At 56.5% G+C, this 20,038-nt stretch carries 18 protein-coding genes and 1 pseudogene; 6 read left to right on the top strand and 13 right to left on the bottom strand.

The features are described 5' to 3' along the window. Window positions 1-23: 23 nt before the first annotated feature. On the bottom strand, window positions 24-629 hold the full coding sequence (locus N5C91_RS29520) for a LysE family transporter (protein WP_279833941.1): 606 nt from the start codon (window positions 627-629) through the stop codon (window positions 24-26). A 122-nt stretch (window positions 630-751) separates the two neighbouring features. On the opposite strand from N5C91_RS29520, the gene N5C91_RS29515 reads away from it, so the two are divergent. Continuing rightward, window positions 752-1,621 (top strand): LysR family transcriptional regulator, encoded by an 870-nt coding sequence (locus N5C91_RS29515; protein WP_279833940.1) that lies wholly within the window; start codon window positions 752-754, stop codon window positions 1,619-1,621. A gap of 189 nt (window positions 1,622-1,810) precedes the next feature. On the opposite strand, the gene N5C91_RS29510 is transcribed toward N5C91_RS29515, so the two are convergent. From N5C91_RS29510 to N5C91_RS29490, 5 genes are all read right to left on the bottom strand, one after another. Beyond that, window positions 1,811-2,704, bottom strand: coding sequence for an alpha/beta hydrolase (locus tag N5C91_RS29510; RefSeq protein WP_279833939.1), 894 nt, complete (start codon window positions 2,702-2,704; stop codon window positions 1,811-1,813). A gap of 90 nt (window positions 2,705-2,794) precedes the next feature. Then, a complete protein-coding gene (locus tag N5C91_RS29505) occupies window positions 2,795-3,649 on the bottom strand; it encodes an SDR family NAD(P)-dependent oxidoreductase (protein ID WP_279833937.1) in 855 nt (284 codons plus the stop codon). Window positions 3,650-3,726: 77 nt separating this feature from the next. After that, window positions 3,727-4,260, bottom strand: coding sequence for a 2,4'-dihydroxyacetophenone dioxygenase family protein (locus N5C91_RS29500; protein ID WP_279833934.1), 534 nt, complete (start codon window positions 4,258-4,260; stop codon window positions 3,727-3,729). A gap of 550 nt (window positions 4,261-4,810) precedes the next feature. Then, entirely contained in the window at window positions 4,811-5,650 is an 840-nt protein-coding gene (locus tag N5C91_RS29495) for an SDR family NAD(P)-dependent oxidoreductase (protein WP_279833933.1), read from the bottom strand. Between the two features lie 11 nt (window positions 5,651-5,661). Next, window positions 5,662-6,555 (bottom strand): alpha/beta fold hydrolase, encoded by an 894-nt coding sequence (locus N5C91_RS29490; RefSeq protein ID WP_279833932.1) that lies wholly within the window; start codon window positions 6,553-6,555, stop codon window positions 5,662-5,664. Window positions 6,556-6,650: 95 nt separating this feature from the next. On the opposite strand from N5C91_RS29490, the gene N5C91_RS29485 reads away from it, so the two are divergent. Beyond that, complete coding sequence (locus tag N5C91_RS29485) at window positions 6,651-7,286, top strand: TetR/AcrR family transcriptional regulator (protein ID WP_279833930.1); 636 nt, start codon at window positions 6,651-6,653, stop codon at window positions 7,284-7,286. A gap of 87 nt (window positions 7,287-7,373) precedes the next feature. On the opposite strand, the gene N5C91_RS29480 is transcribed toward N5C91_RS29485, so the two are convergent. From N5C91_RS29480 to N5C91_RS29470, 3 genes are all read right to left on the bottom strand, one after another. After that, entirely contained in the window at window positions 7,374-9,191 is a 1,818-nt protein-coding gene (locus N5C91_RS29480; protein WP_347815398.1) for a DUF1302 domain-containing protein, read from the bottom strand. Between the two features lie 96 nt (window positions 9,192-9,287). Further along, window positions 9,288-10,541: a DUF1329 domain-containing protein gene (locus N5C91_RS29475; RefSeq protein WP_279833943.1), complete on the bottom strand. Its 1,254-nt coding sequence runs from the start codon at window positions 10,539-10,541 to the stop codon at window positions 9,288-9,290. Window positions 10,542-10,789: 248 nt separating this feature from the next. Further along, window positions 10,790-11,140 carry a hypothetical protein gene (locus N5C91_RS29470; RefSeq protein ID WP_279833928.1) on the bottom strand — a complete coding sequence of 117 codons (351 nt, stop codon included), beginning with the start codon at window positions 11,138-11,140 and terminating at the stop codon, window positions 10,790-10,792. A gap of 385 nt (window positions 11,141-11,525) precedes the next feature. Between N5C91_RS29470 and N5C91_RS29465 the strand changes: the two genes are divergently transcribed. Next, the gene (locus tag N5C91_RS29465) at window positions 11,526-11,924 is read left to right on the top strand and encodes a hypothetical protein (protein ID WP_279833927.1); all 399 of its coding nucleotides are present in this window, start codon (window positions 11,526-11,528) and stop codon (window positions 11,922-11,924) included. 93 nt (window positions 11,925-12,017) lie between these two features. On the opposite strand, the pseudogene N5C91_RS29460 reads toward N5C91_RS29465, so the two are convergent. The 3 genes and pseudogenes from N5C91_RS29460 to N5C91_RS29450 form a co-directional block, all read right to left on the bottom strand. Beyond that, window positions 12,018-12,647: pseudogene (locus tag N5C91_RS29460) on the bottom strand (isochorismatase family cysteine hydrolase). A 100-nt stretch (window positions 12,648-12,747) separates the two neighbouring features. Continuing rightward, the gene (locus N5C91_RS29455; RefSeq protein WP_279833924.1) at window positions 12,748-13,527 is read right to left on the bottom strand and encodes an enoyl-CoA hydratase; all 780 of its coding nucleotides are present in this window, start codon (window positions 13,525-13,527) and stop codon (window positions 12,748-12,750) included. A gap of 139 nt (window positions 13,528-13,666) precedes the next feature. Continuing rightward, window positions 13,667-15,493 (bottom strand): FAD-dependent oxidoreductase, encoded by a 1,827-nt coding sequence (locus N5C91_RS29450; RefSeq protein WP_279833923.1) that lies wholly within the window; start codon window positions 15,491-15,493, stop codon window positions 13,667-13,669. Window positions 15,494-15,658: 165 nt separating this feature from the next. Between N5C91_RS29450 and N5C91_RS29445 the strand changes: the two genes are divergently transcribed. The 3 genes from N5C91_RS29445 (at window position 15,659) to N5C91_RS29435 (ending at window position 18,205) form a co-directional block, all read left to right on the top strand. Next, window positions 15,659-16,183, top strand: coding sequence for a winged helix-turn-helix transcriptional regulator (locus N5C91_RS29445; RefSeq protein WP_279833921.1), 525 nt, complete (start codon window positions 15,659-15,661; stop codon window positions 16,181-16,183). A 61-nt stretch (window positions 16,184-16,244) separates the two neighbouring features. Continuing rightward, window positions 16,245-17,432, top strand: a complete 1,188-nt coding sequence (locus N5C91_RS29440) for an acetyl-CoA C-acyltransferase (protein WP_279833919.1) — start codon at window positions 16,245-16,247, stop codon at window positions 17,430-17,432. Beyond that, window positions 17,429-18,205, top strand: coding sequence for an SDR family NAD(P)-dependent oxidoreductase (locus N5C91_RS29435; RefSeq protein ID WP_279833917.1), 777 nt, complete (start codon window positions 17,429-17,431; stop codon window positions 18,203-18,205). Before N5C91_RS29440 ends, N5C91_RS29435 begins: the two co-directional genes overlap by 4 nt. 280 nt (window positions 18,206-18,485) lie before the next feature. On the opposite strand, the gene N5C91_RS29430 is transcribed toward N5C91_RS29435, so the two are convergent. After that, on the bottom strand, window positions 18,486-20,036 hold the full coding sequence (locus tag N5C91_RS29430) for a nuclease domain-containing protein (protein ID WP_279833914.1): 1,551 nt from the start codon (window positions 20,034-20,036) through the stop codon (window positions 18,486-18,488). Window positions 20,037-20,038 lie beyond the last annotated feature (2 nt).

Raw genomic sequence — 20,038 nt, 5'->3', positions numbered from 1 at the left:
ACCCATAGCGGACGTTTCCCTGCTTATCGAATCGGCAACAGCGCCCCAAAGGCTACAAAGAATCCACCACACACCCGATTGAATCGCCGCCCCGCTCGCGCCAACCAGGGACGAACGCGATTGGCGGCGCTGGCCACACCGAATTCAACCGCAAACTCCACCACCGCGTAGGTCAGTGCCATAACAACCGTTTGGAGCAGAAGATTCTGATGCGGATCGATGAAGGGTGTGATGAATGCAGTGAACAGCAGCAATGCCTTGGGATTGGAGATGGCGGACAGTAGTCCCTGACGGAACAGTGACAGTTGGCTCGAGTTTGAAAGATCTCCCAAGGAAAGTGTCACTGGTTCCGAGCGCCAGAGATTGACGCCCAACCAGATGAGGTACAGCCCACCGACAACTTTCAGAACTGTCAGCCAGAGCATCGATGCTTTCAGCAGAGCGCCCAGGCCAAGCACGCACAGCGCGATCATGGCGATGAAGCCGAGGACGCCGCCGGTGATTGTGAACAGCGTCTTGCGGGTGCCATGAAGGGCGCCGTGGGTGAGTACGAGCAATGCATTGGGGCCGGGAACCACCGAGATGCCGCAGCAGGTCAGCAGGTAAAGCAGCCAGGTATCGAAGTGCATGAAATCTCCAGGATGGATGCAGCAGGCGGCATGCCCATCAATCATGCAAAGACATTGGCTGGACGAAAAGCGCATATTCTGGCAATCAGCTATTCGTTTTTCGAATTCAATGGGAGCGGCAAATGTCGCCTCGAGACCTACAGATCGATTGGCTCAAGTGCTTTGTCGCAGCGGTCGATTCGGGCTCTCTGTCCAGCGCCGCCGCCGAGGTGCACCGCTCTCAATCCGCAGTGAGCATGCAGCTCAAGAAGCTCGAGTCTGCGCTCGGTCGGCAGGTGCTGAGCCGGGGGCCACGGCATCTTGAATTGACTGACGACGGCCAGACGCTGTTGGGCTATGCACGCCGGATGCTTGCATTGCATGCCGAAACACAGGCGGCCTTCTGGGGAGAGGAGTTGACGGGGAGAATCCGTCTAGGCGTTGCAGAGGACTACGCGGCGCACTACCTCACGCCGGTCTTGAAACGTTTTGCACCACGGCACGGTGGCGTCGAGATTGAGTTGACCTGTGAACAGTCGACCGCGCTGATACCCCGTGTGATGAGTGGTGACCTCGATCTGGCATTGGTCTCGCGTGACAGCCCTCGGCGCGGGGCATTCCTGTTCCAGGAGCCCATGGTCTGGGTGGGCTCCGCGCAATTCGACCTGTGGCGGCGCGATCCCTTGCCCATCGCAGTGTACGAGTCGGCCAGTCTCGCGCGCAGATGTGCCGTGGACTCTCTGGCCAGGCAGGGCCGTCATTACAAGGTCGTCTATAACAGCTCAAGCTTGGCGGGCCAGATCGCTGCTGTGGAGAGCGGAATTGCGGTGGCGGTGCTTACACGCTGCACCGTTCCGCCCCATCTCCAGATTCTAGGAAGAGAGCACAACCTGGGGCCGCTAGCGTCGATGGACGTTGCTGTCTATCGCAGCAAGGCATCGCAGGGTTCCAAGGCCGTAGACAGTCTCAGGAGCTTCCTGATTCGAACGCTTGCCTCATCACCAAATGATTGACGCATAGCCCCTCAGCGTCCGCTACTGGCCGTTTGCGGCAGAGTCACTACCATGCGCTTCTCCTGCCCGGGACAGCGCAGTTAAGCCCCCGGCTTCGAAGACTCTGCATCGGTAAGTGACTCTTTGATTGGCTGGCGTTACGCGCGAAAAATATCCTTAAAACCTCGCTTTTTTGCGGGCCTTAACGCCTTAGCTCAAGGGGACAGCGCGCTGGAGAAATTCAATTTGGTCACCGATCGTCCGTTCAAAAGCGATACCCACGTAGATGTCGAAGTGTCCTTCGTTGTAGAGCTTGATCTCCCCTTGCGGCGCCCTGCGCGCATGGCGAAGGGTTGCCTTTGCAGGCGCCACCGTGTCGGTCTCACAAACGCAGAAAAGCACTGGGCAATTCAGGCTCGGGGTTTTACGACCAGGAAAGTAAGTCAGGATCTGAAGAGCAATCCGAGCCGCAACGTAGTTGGGGAATCGCTTGGCTTCTGACTCCGGTACCAGGTTGAGATATCCGCTCTCGCAGTCGGGCGCAGACATCATCGCGGTAGTGCCAGGCTTACCAGCAAGCGCAATGGTCACCGGTGCAGTGCCGAGCCAAGAGCCAATCTTGTCTCTGAGGGCACGTACGGTCACCTTCATAGACGTCAAGGGCGGAACGGCCATGCTGGATGCCATGCCGTCGGTGAAGGGGCATTGAGAAATCACAGCAGAGATTTTCTGGTCGTCTGCTGCAGTCGCGATGACATGGCCACCGCTAAATGACGTGCCCCACAGAATGACCTTGTTTGTATTCACATCGCTGCGGGTTCTCGCAAACGCCACAGCTGCCTTCCAGTCCTGGAGTTGCTTGTTCACGTCCAGCAGTTGTCTGGGTTCTCCCTCGCTTCCACCGAAGTGCCGGTAGTCAAATACCAAGCAGGCGTAACCGAGCATGCAAAAGCGCTGCGCGTAGTTATCGAGCCCCATCGAGCGGGTGCTTCCAAGGCCGTGAGCCATGATGATGATCGGAGCGGGACGCTTCGATTCCGGCAGATACAGCCAGGCATCGCAGCGGCTACCGCCAGACAAAAACTGAACATCAAGACGTTGCATAGCCAAAGTCCTTTGAATACCTATTTGGTGTCATCAGCGCTGCGGCCACAAAGATGGTGGCCAGCAGCCGCTAGAGAGTGCTTGGGGAGGTCAAGCCGATTTCTGGTCCAGCTTACGCAGTCGTTTCTGCTCGTCGGCCAGGGCGCCTGCCAAGGTCTTGTCAGTCATCCAGCGCATTAAGCCGCTGGCTTTCCGGGCCATTCCACGCAGGAATCGGGCTCTGAATCCTGGGGTAATCATGAACTCGCGCTTACGGAGGCCTTGCAGAATCCCGGCTACCGCCTGCTCAACGGTGAGCACACCGGCAGTGGCATTGAGTGCCTCGGTTACCTTACTGCCGTGTTGGCGTTCGTGATCCAGCAGAGGCGTGGAGATCTCACCGGGGCAGATCACAGAAACATCGATGCCGCAGGGCTTCTGTTCCAGTCGCAGTACCTCGGCGAGACCAACGACACCAAATTTGGAAGCGCCGTATGCAGCCTGGGTGTAGCCACCGATGATGCCTGCCAGTGATGCAACCAGAGCCAAATGCCCACCTGGTTTCATGTAACGAAGTATCCCGGCGGCGAAGTTCCGGCTGCCTATCAAGTTGATACGAATAACCAGCTCAAAGGTCTCTGCAGGCAGCTCTGTGAAGAGCGCGGTACGTAGGATGCCAGCGGAGTTGAACGCGAAGTCCGGAGCACCAAAGCTGGCGACAGCGGCATCGATTGCGGAGTCCACGGAAGCAGCCTGCGAGATATCGACGGTGAAGACTTCGACGCGTTGGCCTTGCGTGAAGCAGCTACGGCGCAGGGTTTCCAGAACGGCATCGTCAACCCGAAGATCGAACAGCGCCAGGCTCGCTCCATCATTCAGAAGTGCTTTCGCAATCTGCAGGCCGATGCCACTGCCGGCGCCAGAAATGAATGCGACCTTCGGAGCGCCTTTGATCCATGTAGTCATTGGTGACCTCTCAAGTATGTAGGCGGCGAGCAGACAGCGGCTGCCCGCCTGGTTGAGGCGATTGAGCTGCCGGGCTGTTACTCACCGACCACAATCAGTCGCTCACAGGTCTGGCCTTGAGCGGCACACAAGGCGCGATACCCAGTCAGCATCTTCTTGGCATCGAGGATGTTGATGACGTTGCCCTGGTCATCGATGTCGATGTTGCTACCGAAAATAGCGAACCAAACATCGGCGTCTTCTTTGGCGTCTTCAGCAACACACAAGGTGTGAAGCGAGTGAGCAGGCTCGAACAGGTAGGCACCCGCCTTGTTCACCTTGTCGGCGTACTCTTTGTAGAACCACTCCCCGCTCAGCGTGACGGCGAAAACAGGGCCGGTGTGATAGTGGGTGTTGACGCCAAAACCAGGCTTCATCCGATTTCTTGTGATCCACAGGTTCTGGTTCAGATCCACATGCAAGAGCTGGATCTTCGAGCCGTCCGGCAGGTTGATCCAGGGCAGATCAGACTCCAGAAGCAAAATCGCTTCACGGGCATGCTCACGAGGAACCAGAGGGGCTTCTGCCATGGCGGCAAAAATGCTCATGGCTGCAGCGGTAATCTCACTCATCGGATATCTCCTGCTTTTTGTTATTTGCTCGGTACGAGCGGAACCCAGGCGCAGCCTACGAAGGCGCTGCCCAGTGGAAACCGAGGCGGGTGCTTGAGAAGAGGCGTCGACCAGCTCTGTGCTGGTCCGCGTATTGAGCTGAGAGAAGTTGCCAGGACGATGCATGTCTTGACCCAACGCTATTTATTGGAATTGTTCTTTATTCCAATGTTGTAACCGACTCCACTGTTAGAGTAAATGCAAATTTTGTAGCGTTGGTGTAACCGGCGTGCCAGCTGACAGGCTATTGGCCAGCGAGATTCGGGGATATGAGAAGTCCAGACACAAGAACCCATCGTCCTAGAGCGCTTTTAGATGCTCGATGGCAGAGAAAGGATTCATGCTAGGAGGTGGCGGAGCCTGGGAGAGGATTGAGCCGCTTGTCGGCAACGCTGTCGCGTGAGTGGAAAGTCGAAGTTGTTAGGAAGAAAAGTAAGGCTCTACTCAGCGTTGCATCGTAAAAAAGGCTGGGTGCCTCCCACCATCGAGGCTCCCAGCAAAGAAACTCATGTCACTTGGCTGCGGCTTCTTGCTTCGCTGCCATGATCATCGCGGCCACCTCATGGTCTTTGTACTCCAGGCTCTCGACGACTTTCCGGAAGAAACGTGGAGCATGGGCTACCAAGGAATTGCTCTTGGGCACAAAGACCATGTCAGAGCGATTTTCAAGGCCGCCGATGATGCCGCTGACAACATCTTCCAGCGCCACCATCTTGAAGATGCCTGACTTGTTGCCCTTCCAGATTTTGTTCCCAGCGCCACTGTTGAAGGCCTGGTCCATCATCGGGGTATGGAAGAAGGTCGGGTGCACGCTACCCACGCCTACGTCCATATGCCGAAGCTCCAAGCGGATGCTGTTACAGATGGCCCATACAGCGGCCTTGCTGCCGGTGTATGACGCTTGAAGTGGTGACTGGCTGAAGGCTGCCATCGATGAGATCGCCATCAGGTAGCCCTTGCGTTTAACTACGTGTTCCACGCCTGCTCGGAAGGTGCGCCAGACCCCATTGACGTTGATGTCGATGACACGATCAAAAGTATTTGGATCACCACAAACGAGAGGCTCAAACGCGGTGATACCGGCACCGGCGATCACAATGTCGATGCCACCAAATAGCTTCGCGGCTTCGTCCATCGCGGTCTGAATGCTTTCCATGGAGCGGACGTTCACTTCCCAACCGTGGGCATTAGCACCCAGCTCCTTTGCCTGTTCCTGCACCGCGTTCAAATTCATATCGAACAGTGCAAGGTGAGCACCCTTAGCAATGAGCGCTCTGCAAACCGCAGATCCGAGCCCACCGGTAGATCCTGTGATAGCGACAACACGACCGTCGAGAGAGTAGCCAGACATTCAAAATTTCCTTAGTTCAACGGTACAACACGCTGGATGAATTCGATTTGGTCTTGAATGACCCGCTCGAAAGCAGAGCCCATGTAGATATCGAAGTGGCCTTCTGTGTAGATCTTGATCTCCCCGCGCGGAGCTTTTCGGGCGTGGTAGTAGCTGGCCTCATACGGGGCCACTGTGTCGGTCTCACAGAGACAGAAAAGGACGGGGCACGTAATCTTTGGAGTCTTTCGCCCTGGGGCGTAGGCCATGATCTTCAGAGCAATGCGAGCCGCCACGTAGTTGGGAAAACCCTTCGCGCTGTCGGTGGGCACCAGCTGGAGATAGCCACTCTCACAATCGTGTGCAGTCATCATTGCGACGGAGCCAGGCGGGCCGGCGGTAGGGATCATCACTGGGGCCAAGCCGAACCAGGAGCCGACCAAGTCCTTGATCGCTTTGCCGGAGATTTTGAGTGACGTTATCGGATCAACGCCCTTGCTGGAGGCCACACCATCGGTGAATGGGCATTGCGAAACCACCGCCGCGACTTGCATATCTTCCGCAGCAGTTGAAAGCACGTGTCCGCCGCTAAAGGACGTACCCCACAGGATCACCCGCCTACCATTCACCTCTTTCTGAGTCCGAACGAAGGCCACAGCAGCCTTCCAGTCCTGAAGCTGTTTTTTCACATCCAGGAGCTGGCGGGGCATACCCTCGCTATCGCCGAAATGCCGATAGTCGAATACCAGGCAGGCGTACCCTAGCTCGGAAAAGCGCTCGGCATAGGCATCAAGTCGCATCCTTCGGACGCTTCCCAAGCCGTGAGCCATGACGATAATCGGAGGTGGGTTTTCGGATTCCGGGAGATACAGCCAGGCGCTGCATTTGGAGTCCTCAGAAGGAAACTCGACGTCGAGACGTAGCATAGGATGTACCTAAATTCGTTTTTGTTATTTGATATCTTTTAAGTGACTCTAACGTTGGACTTAACTCTAATCGCAGGGCGTGTTACAGTCAACAAATGACGACGATTACCCTTACCCGTACCCAACGCCGCGCCGCAGATATGCGTCGAAACCTTATTGAAATCGCTGAAGAGCTCCTGATTGAAGGTGGAGCGGCGGCGGTTTCAGCTGACGAAGTCGCCAAGAGAGCGGATGTCTCTCTGCAGACGGTTTACAACCGCGTGGGTGGAAAACCTGCGCTGCTGGTAGCTATTGCAGAACGGGCAATGGAGGAAAATCGTCGGTATGTCGATCGCGCATACGACGGTAAGGGCACGCCCATGGAGCGCGCTTCGCGTATCTGTGAAGCATATGTGGGCTTCGCCTTCGAGCGCCCTTACCAGTTCCGGATCCTTGCCAATCCACCAGAAGAGCCTGAAGCAATCGCTCGCATCGGGGCTATGGCTCACGAGCAGGTCGCTCATCTGACCGCAATAATTCGGGATGGCATCGAGGGTGGTTGGGCCAACCCCAATCTGGAGCCCGAAAGTGCGGCCTACGCTACGTGGTCAATGATGAATGGCGTGCTGAGCCTGGCTCTGCGAGATGACGCACTGAAGCCCGCCAGCATTAGTCGAGAGTCTTTGGTCAAAGCCGCCTTGGTGATCATGGGTTCAGGAACCAACATTTCAGTCGCCTCGCCGGTCGGCTAATTCAAAGCAGAAGCTACGCATACCCCCTGACTTGGCGTATCAGCACTTTGAGTGCGCCGACACGCCAGTTCAGAAGCCCTCGATGAACTAGAAATTCACCCCAACACTCAGCGCGACGAAGTCTCGATCGCTGTTTATGTTGTAGTCCCCGCCGAAGAAGTTCGTGTAGCTAAGGCTCGCGGTGTACGCGTTCAGGTATTCCGCGTCGATACCCACACTAGCTGCCTTGGTTCCTTCCGTGAAGACCGGGCCGTTACCGTCCACATCATGAGACCAGGCCAAGTTCGGCTTGATGTTCACTCCTGCAATCACGTTGTTGAAGTCCCAGATAGCGCGTGCGCGATAGCCCCAGGAGTTGGTGGTATAGAAACCGTGGGAGCCATAGCGTTGAGCAGCCAGTGAGGTTTCTGGAACGCCATAGATAGAGTCCCGGCCGAATCGATTGTCGAAATCATCAGTCATGGCACCGATACGGGTAATGCCTACTTCGCCGATCAGAGTGAAGCGGTCAGCACCCATCGCTTGGTCGAAGAAGTGAATGAAGGTCGATTGAGCCTGCGTGACTTCCTTGCGCTGGTACCCGTGATAGTCCTTACCCGCTTGTGCCAGCGCCACAGCTGGATCGAAGCCGCTTGCTAGGAACGGGTTAACGACATCAGTTACCAGGTGAGCAGTCAGATCGACAGTGTTCACCTGCAGAGGCATGTTGGGGCGGTAGCTGATCTCACCACTCCAGGCGGTCCCGGTAGGGAGCGTGGTGTTGAAGCTCACTCCGTAGAGGCGGATGTCCTCCGGATACTCCAAGAAGTAATTCCCTCGCCCCAGCAACATGGGCTGGACAGCGTTCAGGCCCAAAGGACCTGCCGCCGCAGCTAGGGTATCCAGCACCCCCTGACGGTCTGCTGTCTGAGTGCTCACGATCGGCAAGCGGCTGTGATAGTTCATCACGTAGGCTGCGTACTCTGCTTCGTCACCCTGCCAGCGCAGCGAGACACCCCATTGGCCCGAGTCCCTGGCGTCTCGGTCCGAGCCGCGAGGAACGACAAGCCCTTCCTGCTCGACAGTAACGCCTGGAAGCAGCCCTGCTGCCGAAGCAGCTTGGATTTGCGCGATCGAGTCGGGATCGAGGATGTTGTAGTTGCCGTCACAGCCATCCTGTACCACGTCCGTGACGGAAAAGAACGTTCCACAGTTATCGAGAACGGTCTGGTCCCACTCCAGTTGCACGAAAGCTTCAGCGGAGAAGTTGTCGGTAATCCCTTGGGACATGAAGAACATGTTTACCGGGATCAGCCCCTCTTTGATCTCAGCGCCAGGGCGGCGAAAAGCAGATACGTCGATCGGGTTGATCGAGTTGATGGAGTTGCCGATGAACGTGCTCTCACCCCAGCTCACAACCTGCTTGCCCAGGCGTACGGTGCCTGGGTTACCGAACAGCAAATGGTTGTGATACACGAAGGCATCCAGCACTTCGGCCCCCGAAGACTTGGCGCCTTCCTTGCGGTTGTGATCGCTAATGTCTTTGAACTGGCGATCTTCATCTTTCAACTCGAAGTCGTACCAATATTTACCTCGCGCGAAGACACCAAAGTCGTTGTACTTCAGCTCCACATCGTGGATGCCTTTGAAGATTTTCGAGAAGGTTTCGCCCCGTTTGAAATTGAGCCGGCCATCATCGTTGGTCTGGGTAAAGCCGTTCCCACCGTTGGCCATGCCAATCAGGTCTTTATCAGGCTTGGCAGTTCCCCAGCTTGCGCCGATAGAGAGTGATGAGTCGAATTGCCCTTCGATTTCGCCAACATTGAAATTAACCGCTTTCGCGTCCAGGGAAATCATGATGCTGGCGGCAAAGCCGACTGGGACATAAATCAATTTAAAAGCGATGGGGCTGATTTTTTTTGTCATTATTAGCTCCGAATATGCTCTTCTGGTGCCTTACGACAACAGGTTTAAAGATCGGCAGAATATGGGTGCAGGCGTATTTAGCCTGCACCGTTTTATTTATCGGACGCCTGCGTTCCGCAGGGCATTTGGGGTGAATTCTTTGGCGGACATTTCGTCGCCAAATATCACACCATGCTTTTCCTCATTCTTCAGGCCGACGGCCACGTACCGTCCAGCAATGAGGTCGTTCAGCGTTTCGAACGCGTAAATGGGAACTTGGGCACGGTATTGCTGCGATAGCATTGCCTCACCGACACGCCACAGTTGGCCACGAGCGTCGTATTGCTCAGAAAGCGCAACTTGCCAGGAGTCCTCATCGATATAGAAACGTCTCTTCGCATAGACGTGACGTTCGGTGGGTTTAAGATCTGCTTCTACTTCCCACACTCGATGAAGTTCATATCGAGCCAAGTCTTGGTTTGGATGACCGGCCTTGATGATCTCGCTGTATTTGAGCGAAGGAGATTCAAGCTTGAAGTTGTTGTAAGGAATATAAAGCTCTTTCTTGCCAATGAGTTTCCAGTCGTAGCGATTAGGCGCCCCGTTATACATGTCGAAGTTATCGACGGTAGTGAGGCCATCAGTTGCCGTACCTGGACCGTCGTAGGCAACTTGTGGTGCACGACGTACGCGGCGCTGGCCCGCGTTGTACTGCCAAGCCATTCGGGGCTGACGAACTTGGTCAATGGACTCGTGAACCAGCAGAACGTTGCCGGCGAGCCGTGCCGGAGCTGTTACCTTCTGGGTGTAGTAAAGAAGCAGGTTATCCGCAGCATCCTTGTCGATGTCCTTGAGGCCATCAGGGAAGCCAACGGTGTCTTCAAAGCGAACGATTGAGAACTCACCGTTAGCCTGTGGCGCAACCTGCACTACGTTTCGGCGAATGGTGCCGCCGCGGTAGCGCGTAATGTGGTTCCAGATGACTTCGAGGCCGTTTTGCGGGATCGGGAACGCGTAGTAGCGCGTGTCGGAGAAGTTCTTCAACCCGTTGCCCCCCTCGATGGCTTCAGTTTTGGAGGCACTGGTCTTGATCAGGTCGTAGATGCGATCTGGCAGCGCGGTGGTTCGATGGCTGGTGTAAACCGGCATCCGGTACGTTTCGGGATAGCGCTGAAACATCGCTATCTGGCCGGCAGAGAGCTGTGCTTTGTACTGATCCAGATTCTGAGCGGTAATGGTGAACAGCGGCTTTTCGTTTTCGTACGGGTTATCCAGGAAGCCATCAGCGCTTTCCTTTCCCGCGTCCTTCGACAGGCCGCCTTGCCACTCGGGAATAGTGCCAGCCGCATTGCCGGCTCTCTCCGAACCCATTGGCGTCAGATCTTTTCCAAGCCTTGCAACCTGATCGGCGGGTACTGCCGCCCAACCTGTTTGTAGTGCTAGCCCCGCCGCTACACATAGCGTTGAGAGTATTACTTTATTCATCGATTTTGCCTTTTGTTGTTGTGTTATGAACAAGCGACTACTGGGCGCGTGGCAACTGGCACTGTTCCCTAGCTGTATTAATGTCGCGCCGCACTGGTAATTTTCTGGATTTAATTAATTCCGCAGAACGTAAGTCATGGCAGTAACTTATAGATTTTTGTGGCAGAGGTTTTAGAGGCCAGTGCTGTGTTCTGCTGCACTTGATAAAGAAGGTAAAAAGCTCGTACTGAATCGACGTTGTTCTTCATCGCCACGATCAATGATGGCTGCTCAACCGTCTGGGCACTCGATTGCTCAGCACCTGGTAGGTAGGTGGGTGATTTAGGGGGCAATGAGGTCAGGTTTTGAGCCGCAAGATGAATCGTTGCAGCCATCAAGAGGGCCCCGAACGGTAGCCACGTAGGGCCTGAAATGCCGGATACCTGAGCCGCGGCGATGCGGCCAGCCGTAGCTGATCCCATGAGGCATAGGCCTTTGGTACTCATTTGAAGATTCCAGCTAGACATGAGCTGACCCTCATTCTTGTTTTGTTGGAATCTATTACAACGTTGGAGTAAGGTCAAACGGTAGGGGGTACTCCAACGGATTTTGCCGCTAGCAAGGCCGGTTGGAAGCGGGCCTGATGCGTGGCTTCCTCCTGTGACCGAAGGGGCCAACCTATTGAAATGGATCGCCTTATGAGGGCGCGTCTCCCGCGCTCGGATCTGCATCGCGCAGGGCACTATTTTGAAGATGGTTAGTGGCTAATCACTTTTGATGATGGGATGAAGGAGGTGGTGAAACGTAAAAGCGGGGTATGCCGAGCAAGCAATTGCACGATCTCAACGGCCAAGGCCGGAAAACAATTCCAATCAGAGAAGAATGCGAGCTATGAGCAAGATAAAGTTGTTAGCGGACCAACCCGTGGTGATCCAGGTTATTGCCGTAGTAGTTATGCCAGTTATATTTGGTGTTATTACTGGTTATTCACTTTCATGGTCACTGTATTTGTACTTTGCCCTTATCTTGGCCAGTGTTGCGGGAGGGATCGCAGCAGGCTATGAGCACAAGAGGGCATTGAGCGGAATGCTTCGAGTTGTAGTCGGAGCCTCCCTGTTCGCATCGGGCATAGCCCTGGGTGATTGGCTGTCGGAAGCGCCGGCCTTGCTTCCCCTGCCAGAGTTGAGCGTGCTCCTCATCATCAACGTCATCGCCGGTGGCGTGCTTGGCTCGATCGGTGGCGCATTGCGTGGTCGTGCCCACCGAAAATCGCTTCTCCAAGTCCGATGAACCAAGCGCTGCTACCGACGCTGTGTCGGTAGCAGGAGCATGCTGCGGCCTGGTGGATGCGCCTGATTGAGCCGAGTACCAGGACTGCCTGGTTTAGGTGGTCTTCTGCATCGCTCCAACGAGCTCGCTGGTTTTGACGATCTCATGGGCATAAGTCGGCCCATTCAGCTCATGGGCCGCCGTCATCATTTCTCGTTTGAAGGCCGCGGTGGCATCGCGTACCAGGGTCACGTGATAACCCAGCTCCATGGCGTAACGTGCGGTCGACTCCACGCAAGTATTGGCAAGCAAGCCGACGACGATGACCTTGCTGATGCCTCGTTGCTTGAGCCGGAAATCGAGGTCGGTGTTGGCAAAACCACTCTGCGCCCAGTGTTCCTGGACCACGATGTCACCAGGTTTCGGAGCGAAGTCTGGATGCCACTCGCTACCCCATTCGCCGTTCACGAAAATGGGCCGCTTCATCATCATTTACTGAGTTGGGTTGGGGTGACACCAGCACTCGTAGTCCCCCGCCTGCCAGCGACGGTGTGGAACCACTACTACCTGGATCCCGACCTCACGGACGGCCGTGTCGATGGTGCGCAGGTTATTGAGCAGATCGACCTCTTCTGCGACCTCTCGAATGAAGGGCCAGACCTTCCCTTCCTCCGATAGAAAATCGTTGTAAGGATCGATCAGCAGCAATGCAGTCGTATGTTGATCGTAATACAAATTGGGCATGATTGGCTCCTTGGCGCTGTTGGCTAAGTTCGTTTGTATGTAGGGCGGTTGTAGCCTTTACCGCAGACACGGGCGATCCGGTCTGCGGCAAAAACTCGGTTTAAGAGGTGCTGAGCTTCAGGAAGTCTGGCGCTCGGCGCTCGGCAAATGCGCTGAATGCCTCACGCGCCTCGGCCGTTTGAAGGCGCCTGCTGAAGACTTCGTTCTCAACGAACATGCGCGCCGTGAGAGCAGCCGGATCACGCATCAGTCTTTTGGTTGCCATTAGCGATCCGGCTGGTTGTCTGGCGATCCGTTCGGCCACGGTGCGCGCCTCAGCATGCAGGCTGCTCAGTGCAACAACGCGGTTTGCCAGCCCCCATTCGACAGCCGTTCGAGCGTCCACTAATTCGCCCAGCGCAAACAGCTCGAAGGCCCGGACATAACCAACTCTGGCAGGCATCAGCAGGCTTGAGGCGGCCTCCGGTACGAGAGCGAGATTGACGAAGGGAGCAGAGAGCAGCGCGTTATCCGCGAGCAAGATAAAGTCGCAGTGCAGCAGCAAAGTAGTGCCCACCCCGACAGCCCTTCCTTGCACAGCAGCGACCAGGGGAAGACTGGAGTTGGCCAGCGCACGAAGGAAGCGCCCGACGTTCTGCTCATTCAGAGATGACCCCGGCTCCGCGGCAGCAAATTCACCGACATCGTTGCCGGCGGTGAACATGTCGCCCTCGCTTTGGAGGAGCACGACTCGAATACTCGGATCGTTCTCCGCTGCCTCAAGCGCATCCGCCATTGCCCCATACATGCTATCGATCAGCGCATTTTTCTTGTCGGAGCGTGCGAGCGTGACAGTTAAGATTCCGCCGCTCGAGTCGGTCTTAATAAGCTCATCAGGCATGATTGATTCCTTGGGTTTGTTGGGCTTTGCCTATCCCGGTTTCTTTGGCTAGTCGTTGTCTCTATCGCAGGCACAGGGTGTCCTGGCCTGCGGTGAGAGCTCGCCTGAAGTCGAGACGCCTGTGGTGATTAACCGAGCGTCACTTTGGTGGGTGCTCGTGATCACATGCGGTCAGCTGATCCACCAGGTTCTTCAGCTCCCCAAGGTGATGGTTGTAGAGATGCCGTGGAGTTGCCCCGTGCTGGTTGCATAGGTAGGCAGCTGCACCAACGGCAATGCCATGCTGAGAGCCGTTGCCCATGGTCTTGGTCGAAGATCCGGCGACGTGCGTGACGCTGATGTGCTTGCCGGCCATCAGCAGGTTGTCGATGTTGGCCGAGTACAGGCAACGGAATGGAATGCCATACGCCTGCTTGTCGCGCATGTCCCAGATCCAGTCTTTCAGGCGGAAATCGTATTTGCCCTCGCCTGGTCCCCACGCGCAGTGAATGCAGAAGGCTCCGTCATTAGGAACCAGTGCATCGGGGAAGCTGGTGTGGTTACGGATGTCATTTTCCGAGAGCACATAGTCGCCGCGGTAACGTCGGAACTCGCCTTGTGCTGCAACGAACGCCATCCATTCAAACTCAAGGTTGGCGTAGTTTTCCGGCTCGAGATTCTTGACGTTCGAGAACGTGCCGTAGAGTGCCCGCATCAGGTAATCGCGAATCAGCTCACCGTTGGTGTAGGGGTCAAGCCACTGGCCGTATTCCCAGAAGTGGGTGGCAGGGAAGACATCGGCTTTGCTACCGAAGCGGAACTCCGGTGTGCTCGGGTTCCCTCCGGCCTGGGGCCCCGGTGCATTCTCTACTCCGGCCTCCAACAGCTGGCCGCTCAAATTCGCGTAGTCCTTGGACACTTCGATTGCCCAAGGCACCTCGGGGAATGAAACCGGGTGATCAGCCATGCGCGTGCGGAAGAACAGCGTGTTGCCATGGTGCATCTCATCGCCGACTTCAGGCGCATAGGGCTCGTCGAATTCTGCGCGAGACTCCCGGCCAAACAGTGTCAGTGCGCCGGCCAGCACGCCGAGGATGGCTGTACCACTGGTATCGATGAAGACGGCGCCGGTGATTCTGCGCTCGTGGCCACCGCGAGCCTGGACGGCTTGCACGGCAGTGATGTTTGCGCCTTCCTTTTCCACACTGACGATCCGGTGACCGAGGAAGACTGTGGCCGTCGGCTCGGCTTCCAGGAGCGACAGCGCCGCGATGTCACCATTGGCCGAGCGTTGCGAAAGCTCCTTCAGCAGTGCGCCTTGTGAGCCTCGAGGCATCAGGCCGATTTCGTTACTGGCGTTACCTCCGAGCACAGGCCGATCATGGATCAGGGCAACGCGCTGACCGAGGCGAGCCGCAGTCAACGCGGCAGCACAGCCAGAGATCCCACCGCCCACCACGACGACATCGTAGTGGCCGACTTCCAGTGGCTGCTCCGGCAAGCCCCGAAGTACCTTGCGCCAGGCAAGACTGACAGCGTTGACCTCGTTGGGTGGAGCAATACCGTCGGCAGATAGGTAGATCGCATCACAGCGACCATCAAAACCAGTGAGGTCATGGAGCGCCAGTTTTGTCGGTCCCTTGCCCAATGCGACCTTGCCGGCTGATTGCCAAGACCAGTCCTGGTCATTGGCACCAAACTCGGTATCCAGCACTACATCGTTGATCGAGAGAGTGAAGCGGCCGGGGTGGTACGACGGCACCCAGTCTTTCGCTCGCACCCACACCTCGTATTCACCTTCGTGCTCGACGTTGATTGTCGTTGTGGCATCGCCGACAGGTCTGCCAAGGCCATGAGCCAGTAAATAGGGCGAGCCCATCACGGTCTCAAACTGGGAGTCGAGAACCCAGCCTCCATAGCTTTCGAAGTCCTCGGCTTCGATCAGGATGTTTATCGAGGCTTCGTTCGTGTTGGCTGTGTTGTTCACGTCTCTAACTCCCTACCGGTTTAGGACCAGGGCGGCCGCCTGCAGCCTTCCGCTCGATTGGGCGCAACCCTAGACTTCGCTCAACAACGCAACCGAATGCGGTTGCTGGCAGTGACTATATTTTTTATAGTCGAACAGGTAAAGCGCCGTGATAAAGGGCTATTCATGAAAAGAAGCACGTTGGCCGACCGGTATTGTTCGATAGCAAGATCCAGCTCCGAGCTCACAGACGCTTGGTCCTTTGTGATTATCAGAGAGCTATTCCTGGCAAACATGCGTTTCGACGGTCTGCAGGCGCAGACCGGGATGTCGCCGCGCTCGCTCACCTTGCGCCTAGCCGACCTGGCAGAGGCTGGAATTATCAAGCGCGTCGCTTATCAGCAATCACCCGCGCGTTACGAGTACCGGCTGACCAGCAAGGGCAAGGAGCTCTGGCCTGTAGTCATTGCTTTGAAGCAATGGGGAGATAAATGGAACGGACCTTGGAATGATGACCACCCACCACTCACCCTGCATCACAAAGACCATGGGCATGAGTTGGAGCTGGGGTTCATCTGCAAGGTCTGTGGTGAGCCGGTAGATGCTCACTCCACTGAAGGAACCATGTCTCCGGCAATGACGGCAGAACGTGAGCAACTCGCGTCCGACTATCAACAAGCCATACGTAATAAGCGCCAGGGCGTTTCCTAGATAGGATCCTAGTTGCCCTCCCAGTGCGGGAGGGCTCCAAATAAGCACACGAGATATCACCATGAAAGAAGCTGTAGTCCTCTCTACCGCCCGCACACCAATCGCTAAGGCGTTCCGCGGCGCCTTCAATAATCTCAAGTCGCCAAGTATGGCCAGCTACGCAATCCGTGCCGCCGTCGAGCGCGCCGGCATCGAAGCTGCCGAAATTGAGGATCTGGTGATTGGTACTGCCATGCCTGGCGGTACTGCTGGTTGGAACCTAGGGCGTATGGCCGCGCTGGCCTCTGGATTGCCACTATCAGTAAGCGGGCAAACCATGGATCGCCAATGTGCCTCCGGCCTGATGGCCATCGCCACCGCTGCAAAACAAATCATCGTCGATGGCATGGCTGTGACTATTGGTGCAGGTCAGGAGCAAATCAGCCTCGTGCAAAATCGCCACATGGAATGGTCTTTCGCGGAACGTGACGAACTGGTGACGCGCCATGCTGAGCACGCTTATATGCCGATGCTGCAGACGGCCGAGCTGGTCGCCAAGCGCTACAGCATCAGTCGTGAGGCCCAGGACGCTTATTCTCTGCAGTCCCAACAGCGAATCGCTGCAGCCCAGGCAGCCGGACTGTTTGCCAACGAAATTGTCCCGGTCACCGCGACCAAGCAGGTAGTAGACAAGACCTCCGGCGCAGTCAGCTACGAGGAGGTGGCGCTGCATCTCGACGAAGGCAACCGTCCGCAAACGGTACTAGAAGACCTGACAAGGCTCAAACCGGTCATCGAGGGCGGCTGCATCACCGCCGGTAACGCCAGCCAACTATCCGATGGAGCAAGCGCCTGTGTACTCATGGACGCTCGTTTGGCCGAGCAACGTAACCTAGAACCACTGGGAATCTACCGCGGAATCGCTGTGGCCGGCTTAGCCCCTGAGGAAATGGGCATTGGCCCTGTGTTAGCGGTACCGAAACTCCTCAAGCAGCACGGTCTCAGTGTTGATGACATCGGCCTGTGGGAACTCAACGAAGCCTTCGCCTGTCAGGTGCTCTACAGCGCAGAGAAACTCGGCATCGACCCGTGCAAGCTAAACGTCAATGGCGGCGCTATTGCTATCGGCCACCCCTATGGCATGAGCGGCGCTCGCATGGTCGGCCACGCCCTCCTGGAAGGTAAGCGGCGCGGTGTGAAGTACGTTGTCATCACCATGTGCGTCGGCGGCGGCATGGGCGCCGCTGGACTGTTCGAGGTGTTTCAATGAGCCCGTCGAATAAATTCTCTCTGGCTGGCAAGGTCGTTCTCGTTACAGGTGCTTCCAGCGGTATTGGTGCACATCTGGCGCGCGTAGCGGCACGTTCCGGCGCTCGTGTGGTCCTCGCTGCCAGGCGAATGGATCGACTTGCTGAGGTGCAAGCCGACATCGAATTTGATAACAACCAGGCGTTCAGCGTGGCGCTCGACGTCACCGACCGTTCTAGCGTCGAGGCAGCCTTCGATACCGCCGAAGCATCCTTCGGTGTGGTCGACGTAGTGCTCAATAACGCTGGTATCGGAAATGGCCAACGCGCTCTGGAAATCAGCGAAGAAGACTGGCGTTCGATGCTCTCGACCAACCTGGACGGAGTCTGGCGAGTGGCCCAATGTGCTGCTCAGCGCCTAGTTAAGGCAGGTAAGCCGGGCAGCATCATAAACATCGCCTCAATTCTCGGTTTGCGGGCCGGAAGTGGCTACAGCCACTACAGCGCAGCAAAGGCGGGGGTTGTGCAACTGACACAGTCGCTGGCTCTAGATCTTGCGCGTCACAATATTCGCGTTAATGCCATCGCCCCTGGCTATTTCAAGACCGAAATTAACGATGGCTACTTCGACAGCGAGAAAGGCCAGACCTACATCCGTCATGCGGTCCCCATGCGCCGCTTGGGCAATCTCACTGAGTTGGAAGGCCCATTCCTTCTATTGGCGAGCGAGGCGGGAGCATTTGTCACTGGCAGCACGATTGCGGTGGACGGAGGGCACCTGGTCAGCAGTCTGTAGGGGGTGGCGACGGCATCGTTTTCGCGTTGGGAAGCTTGCCAAGCTCATCAAATTGCCACGGCAGGTAATTGATTGAGCGTCTTCTATTGGCCGTTCTCTGCCGGTCGCCGCTTCGGCGTGACAGGTCAAGTCGGATGCAAACAGTGGTCAACACGGATGCAATTGACTGGTCAGCGGCAATGCAATTGGGTGGTCAAGTTAGATGCAGTTTCGCACCTGACAGCCAGCGTCTCCATGCCATCGGACCTATCTGTTCACACCGATGGCACGGGCCTCCCTTTTAGTCGTTTACGGCCAGTAATTCTTCCAGTTGATCAACGACCGCTTTGGCGTCGTCGTCGCTTCCGAGTTGGGCCACCCCGACGCCGTGCGCGAGCCAGAACTCCTTGCTTTGCAGCTTTTCTACGGCTCCTCCGCGTGGGATTAGCAGAAGAGCGCAAGCGGGTTGGTAATCGAACCAGCGCAAGCTGTCATGGTAGATATGGGCAGAAGCCATGCCGTCGAGAATCCCTTCGCGGCTGGTCCTGTACTTTGCATCGAGCATCACGAGCTTGCGTCGGTTCCCTGACTCCAGCGTAATCGCGATGTCAGGGAAGCGCCGTTTTGAAAGGCTGGAGAAGCCGGCATAGTTCTTTTTGTCGATCGCTGGGCATCGGACCTGAAGCCAGACTTCCAACGTGAAATCCGAACCCTTTCCGCTCCAGCAAATACAGTCGTCACTCTGTGTCGGATAGTGGCCATCCCACTTTAGAGTGGGATAGCGTGAACGCAGCTGCTCGACGATTTTGATATAGCACCAGCGCTCGTAGATCTCCCAGGATGGGCTGATCCACAGGCTCTCTTCGCCTGTCGTTCCCAAGACCCCGGGCCTTAGGCTATGCCAGCCGAAACGGTAAGCCCGCGCATAGATAGGGTGGGCGGAGATCGCATTGAGCCCGGCGGCAGTGATTCGCTGAGTACTCAGGTGGCAGAAGGGCTCCATTCGCTGCTGGCGCCGCAGTGCTCGGTACAGGCCATCGAGGAAGGTGATACGCCTCTTTAAGCGTGGTGCTAGCTCCGATCGGGTATCGGAGCGGCGCTCCGTTTCGGCAATACGTTCAAAGGCTCGAATCGTCTGGCGACAGCGAGACATTACCTTGACAAGTATCGCTCCAAGTACCTGATTTGCAGGATTGTCTTGATGCTCAAAAACCGCAGCGACTTCGAAGCTGGCTTGCGACGAGGGCAGTGTCACGCCCTCCGATCCCAGAGTTATCGTACGGCTCCTAAGAGATGCTCGGACCGCGGATGGCTCTAAGCGCCTCACCTGGTGCGCGCCTACTACAACGCGTTCTCGGCGAAGCCTGGTAAGGGGGCGCTCGGTCACCTGTCGGAGTGCGGCAACTAGTGACTCTCCATAGCGCCGAAGCCGCGCGTACTGTAGATGAGGGTTTGAATCCTCGCCGTCCGTGCCTATGGAGATCTGCGCGCTCTCTGTGCCGAACAGCAGTTTCGCGTCGAAGGCAACGATGTCTTCCAGCATCTTTGTAAAGATGTCTTTGCCGAGCTTATCGCTGCTGGGGGCGACATCCAGACGGTACTGGGCGATGATGTTGCCGCTCAGGTTCGTTAACTCAGCCGAGACCTCACCTGCAAAGAACCCCGGCTCCCAAAGCCAAACGACTTCACCTTCATGCAGCTGCTCGGGCAGCAGCGCATCGTCGATGTAAAGCCGATGCTCTGGCAGCGCTCGGAAACGGTACAAGCCCCGCTCATCAAATCCTGATGAGGGCTCGCCCGGGGTAACCGATATAGCTACGTTTTTTTCGTTGTAGCAGTGAAGGCTCGTCATGC

The organism is Pseudomonas sp. GD03903, from assembly GCF_029840045.1.
Lineage (GTDB): Bacteria > Pseudomonadota > Gammaproteobacteria > Pseudomonadales > Pseudomonadaceae > Pseudomonas > Pseudomonas pseudonitroreducens.
Note: the sequence above shows the minus strand (reverse complement) of the source record. Positions and strands in the feature narration are given on the sequence as shown.

Excerpts from the sequence above, each read along its gene's own strand:
- N5C91_RS29515 (WP_279833940.1), top strand. The coding sequence starts at position 752 with ATGTCGCCTCGAGACCTACAGATCGATTGGCTCAAGTGCTTTGTCGCA.
- N5C91_RS29495 (WP_279833933.1), bottom strand. The coding sequence starts at position 5,650 with ATGTCTGGCTACTCTCTCGACGGTCGTGTTGTCGCTATCACAGGATCT.
- N5C91_RS29430 (WP_279833914.1), bottom strand. The coding sequence starts at position 20,036 with ATGACGAGCCTTCACTGCTACAACGAAAAAAACGTAGCTATATCGGTT.
- N5C91_RS29505 (WP_279833937.1), bottom strand. The coding sequence starts at position 3,649 with ATGACTACATGGATCAAAGGCGCTCCGAAGGTCGCATTCATTTCTGGC.
- N5C91_RS29510 (WP_279833939.1), bottom strand. The coding sequence starts at position 2,704 with ATGCAACGTCTTGATGTTCAGTTTTTGTCTGGCGGTAGCCGCTGCGAT.
- N5C91_RS29520 (WP_279833941.1), bottom strand. The coding sequence starts at position 629 with ATGCACTTCGATACCTGGCTGCTTTACCTGCTGACCTGCTGCGGCATC.
- N5C91_RS29480 (WP_347815398.1), bottom strand. The coding sequence starts at position 9,191 with ATGACAAAAAAAATCAGCCCCATCGCTTTTAAATTGATTTATGTCCCA.
- N5C91_RS29455 (WP_279833924.1), bottom strand. The coding sequence starts at position 13,527 with ATGCCTGATGAGCTTATTAAGACCGACTCGAGCGGCGGAATCTTAACT.
- N5C91_RS29435 (WP_279833917.1), top strand. The coding sequence starts at position 17,429 with ATGAGCCCGTCGAATAAATTCTCTCTGGCTGGCAAGGTCGTTCTCGTT.
- N5C91_RS29490 (WP_279833932.1), bottom strand. The coding sequence starts at position 6,555 with ATGCTACGTCTCGACGTCGAGTTTCCTTCTGAGGACTCCAAATGCAGC.
- N5C91_RS29470 (WP_279833928.1), bottom strand. The coding sequence starts at position 11,140 with ATGAGTACCAAAGGCCTATGCCTCATGGGATCAGCTACGGCTGGCCGC.
- N5C91_RS29500 (WP_279833934.1), bottom strand. The coding sequence starts at position 4,260 with ATGAGTGAGATTACCGCTGCAGCCATGAGCATTTTTGCCGCCATGGCA.
- N5C91_RS29445 (WP_279833921.1), top strand. The coding sequence starts at position 15,659 with ATGAAAAGAAGCACGTTGGCCGACCGGTATTGTTCGATAGCAAGATCC.
- N5C91_RS29475 (WP_279833943.1), bottom strand. The coding sequence starts at position 10,541 with ATGGGTTCGGAGAGAGCCGGCAATGCGGCTGGCACTATTCCCGAGTGG.
- N5C91_RS29440 (WP_279833919.1), top strand. The coding sequence starts at position 16,245 with ATGAAAGAAGCTGTAGTCCTCTCTACCGCCCGCACACCAATCGCTAAG.
- N5C91_RS29465 (WP_279833927.1), top strand. The coding sequence starts at position 11,526 with ATGAGCAAGATAAAGTTGTTAGCGGACCAACCCGTGGTGATCCAGGTT.
- N5C91_RS29485 (WP_279833930.1), top strand. The coding sequence starts at position 6,651 with ATGACGACGATTACCCTTACCCGTACCCAACGCCGCGCCGCAGATATG.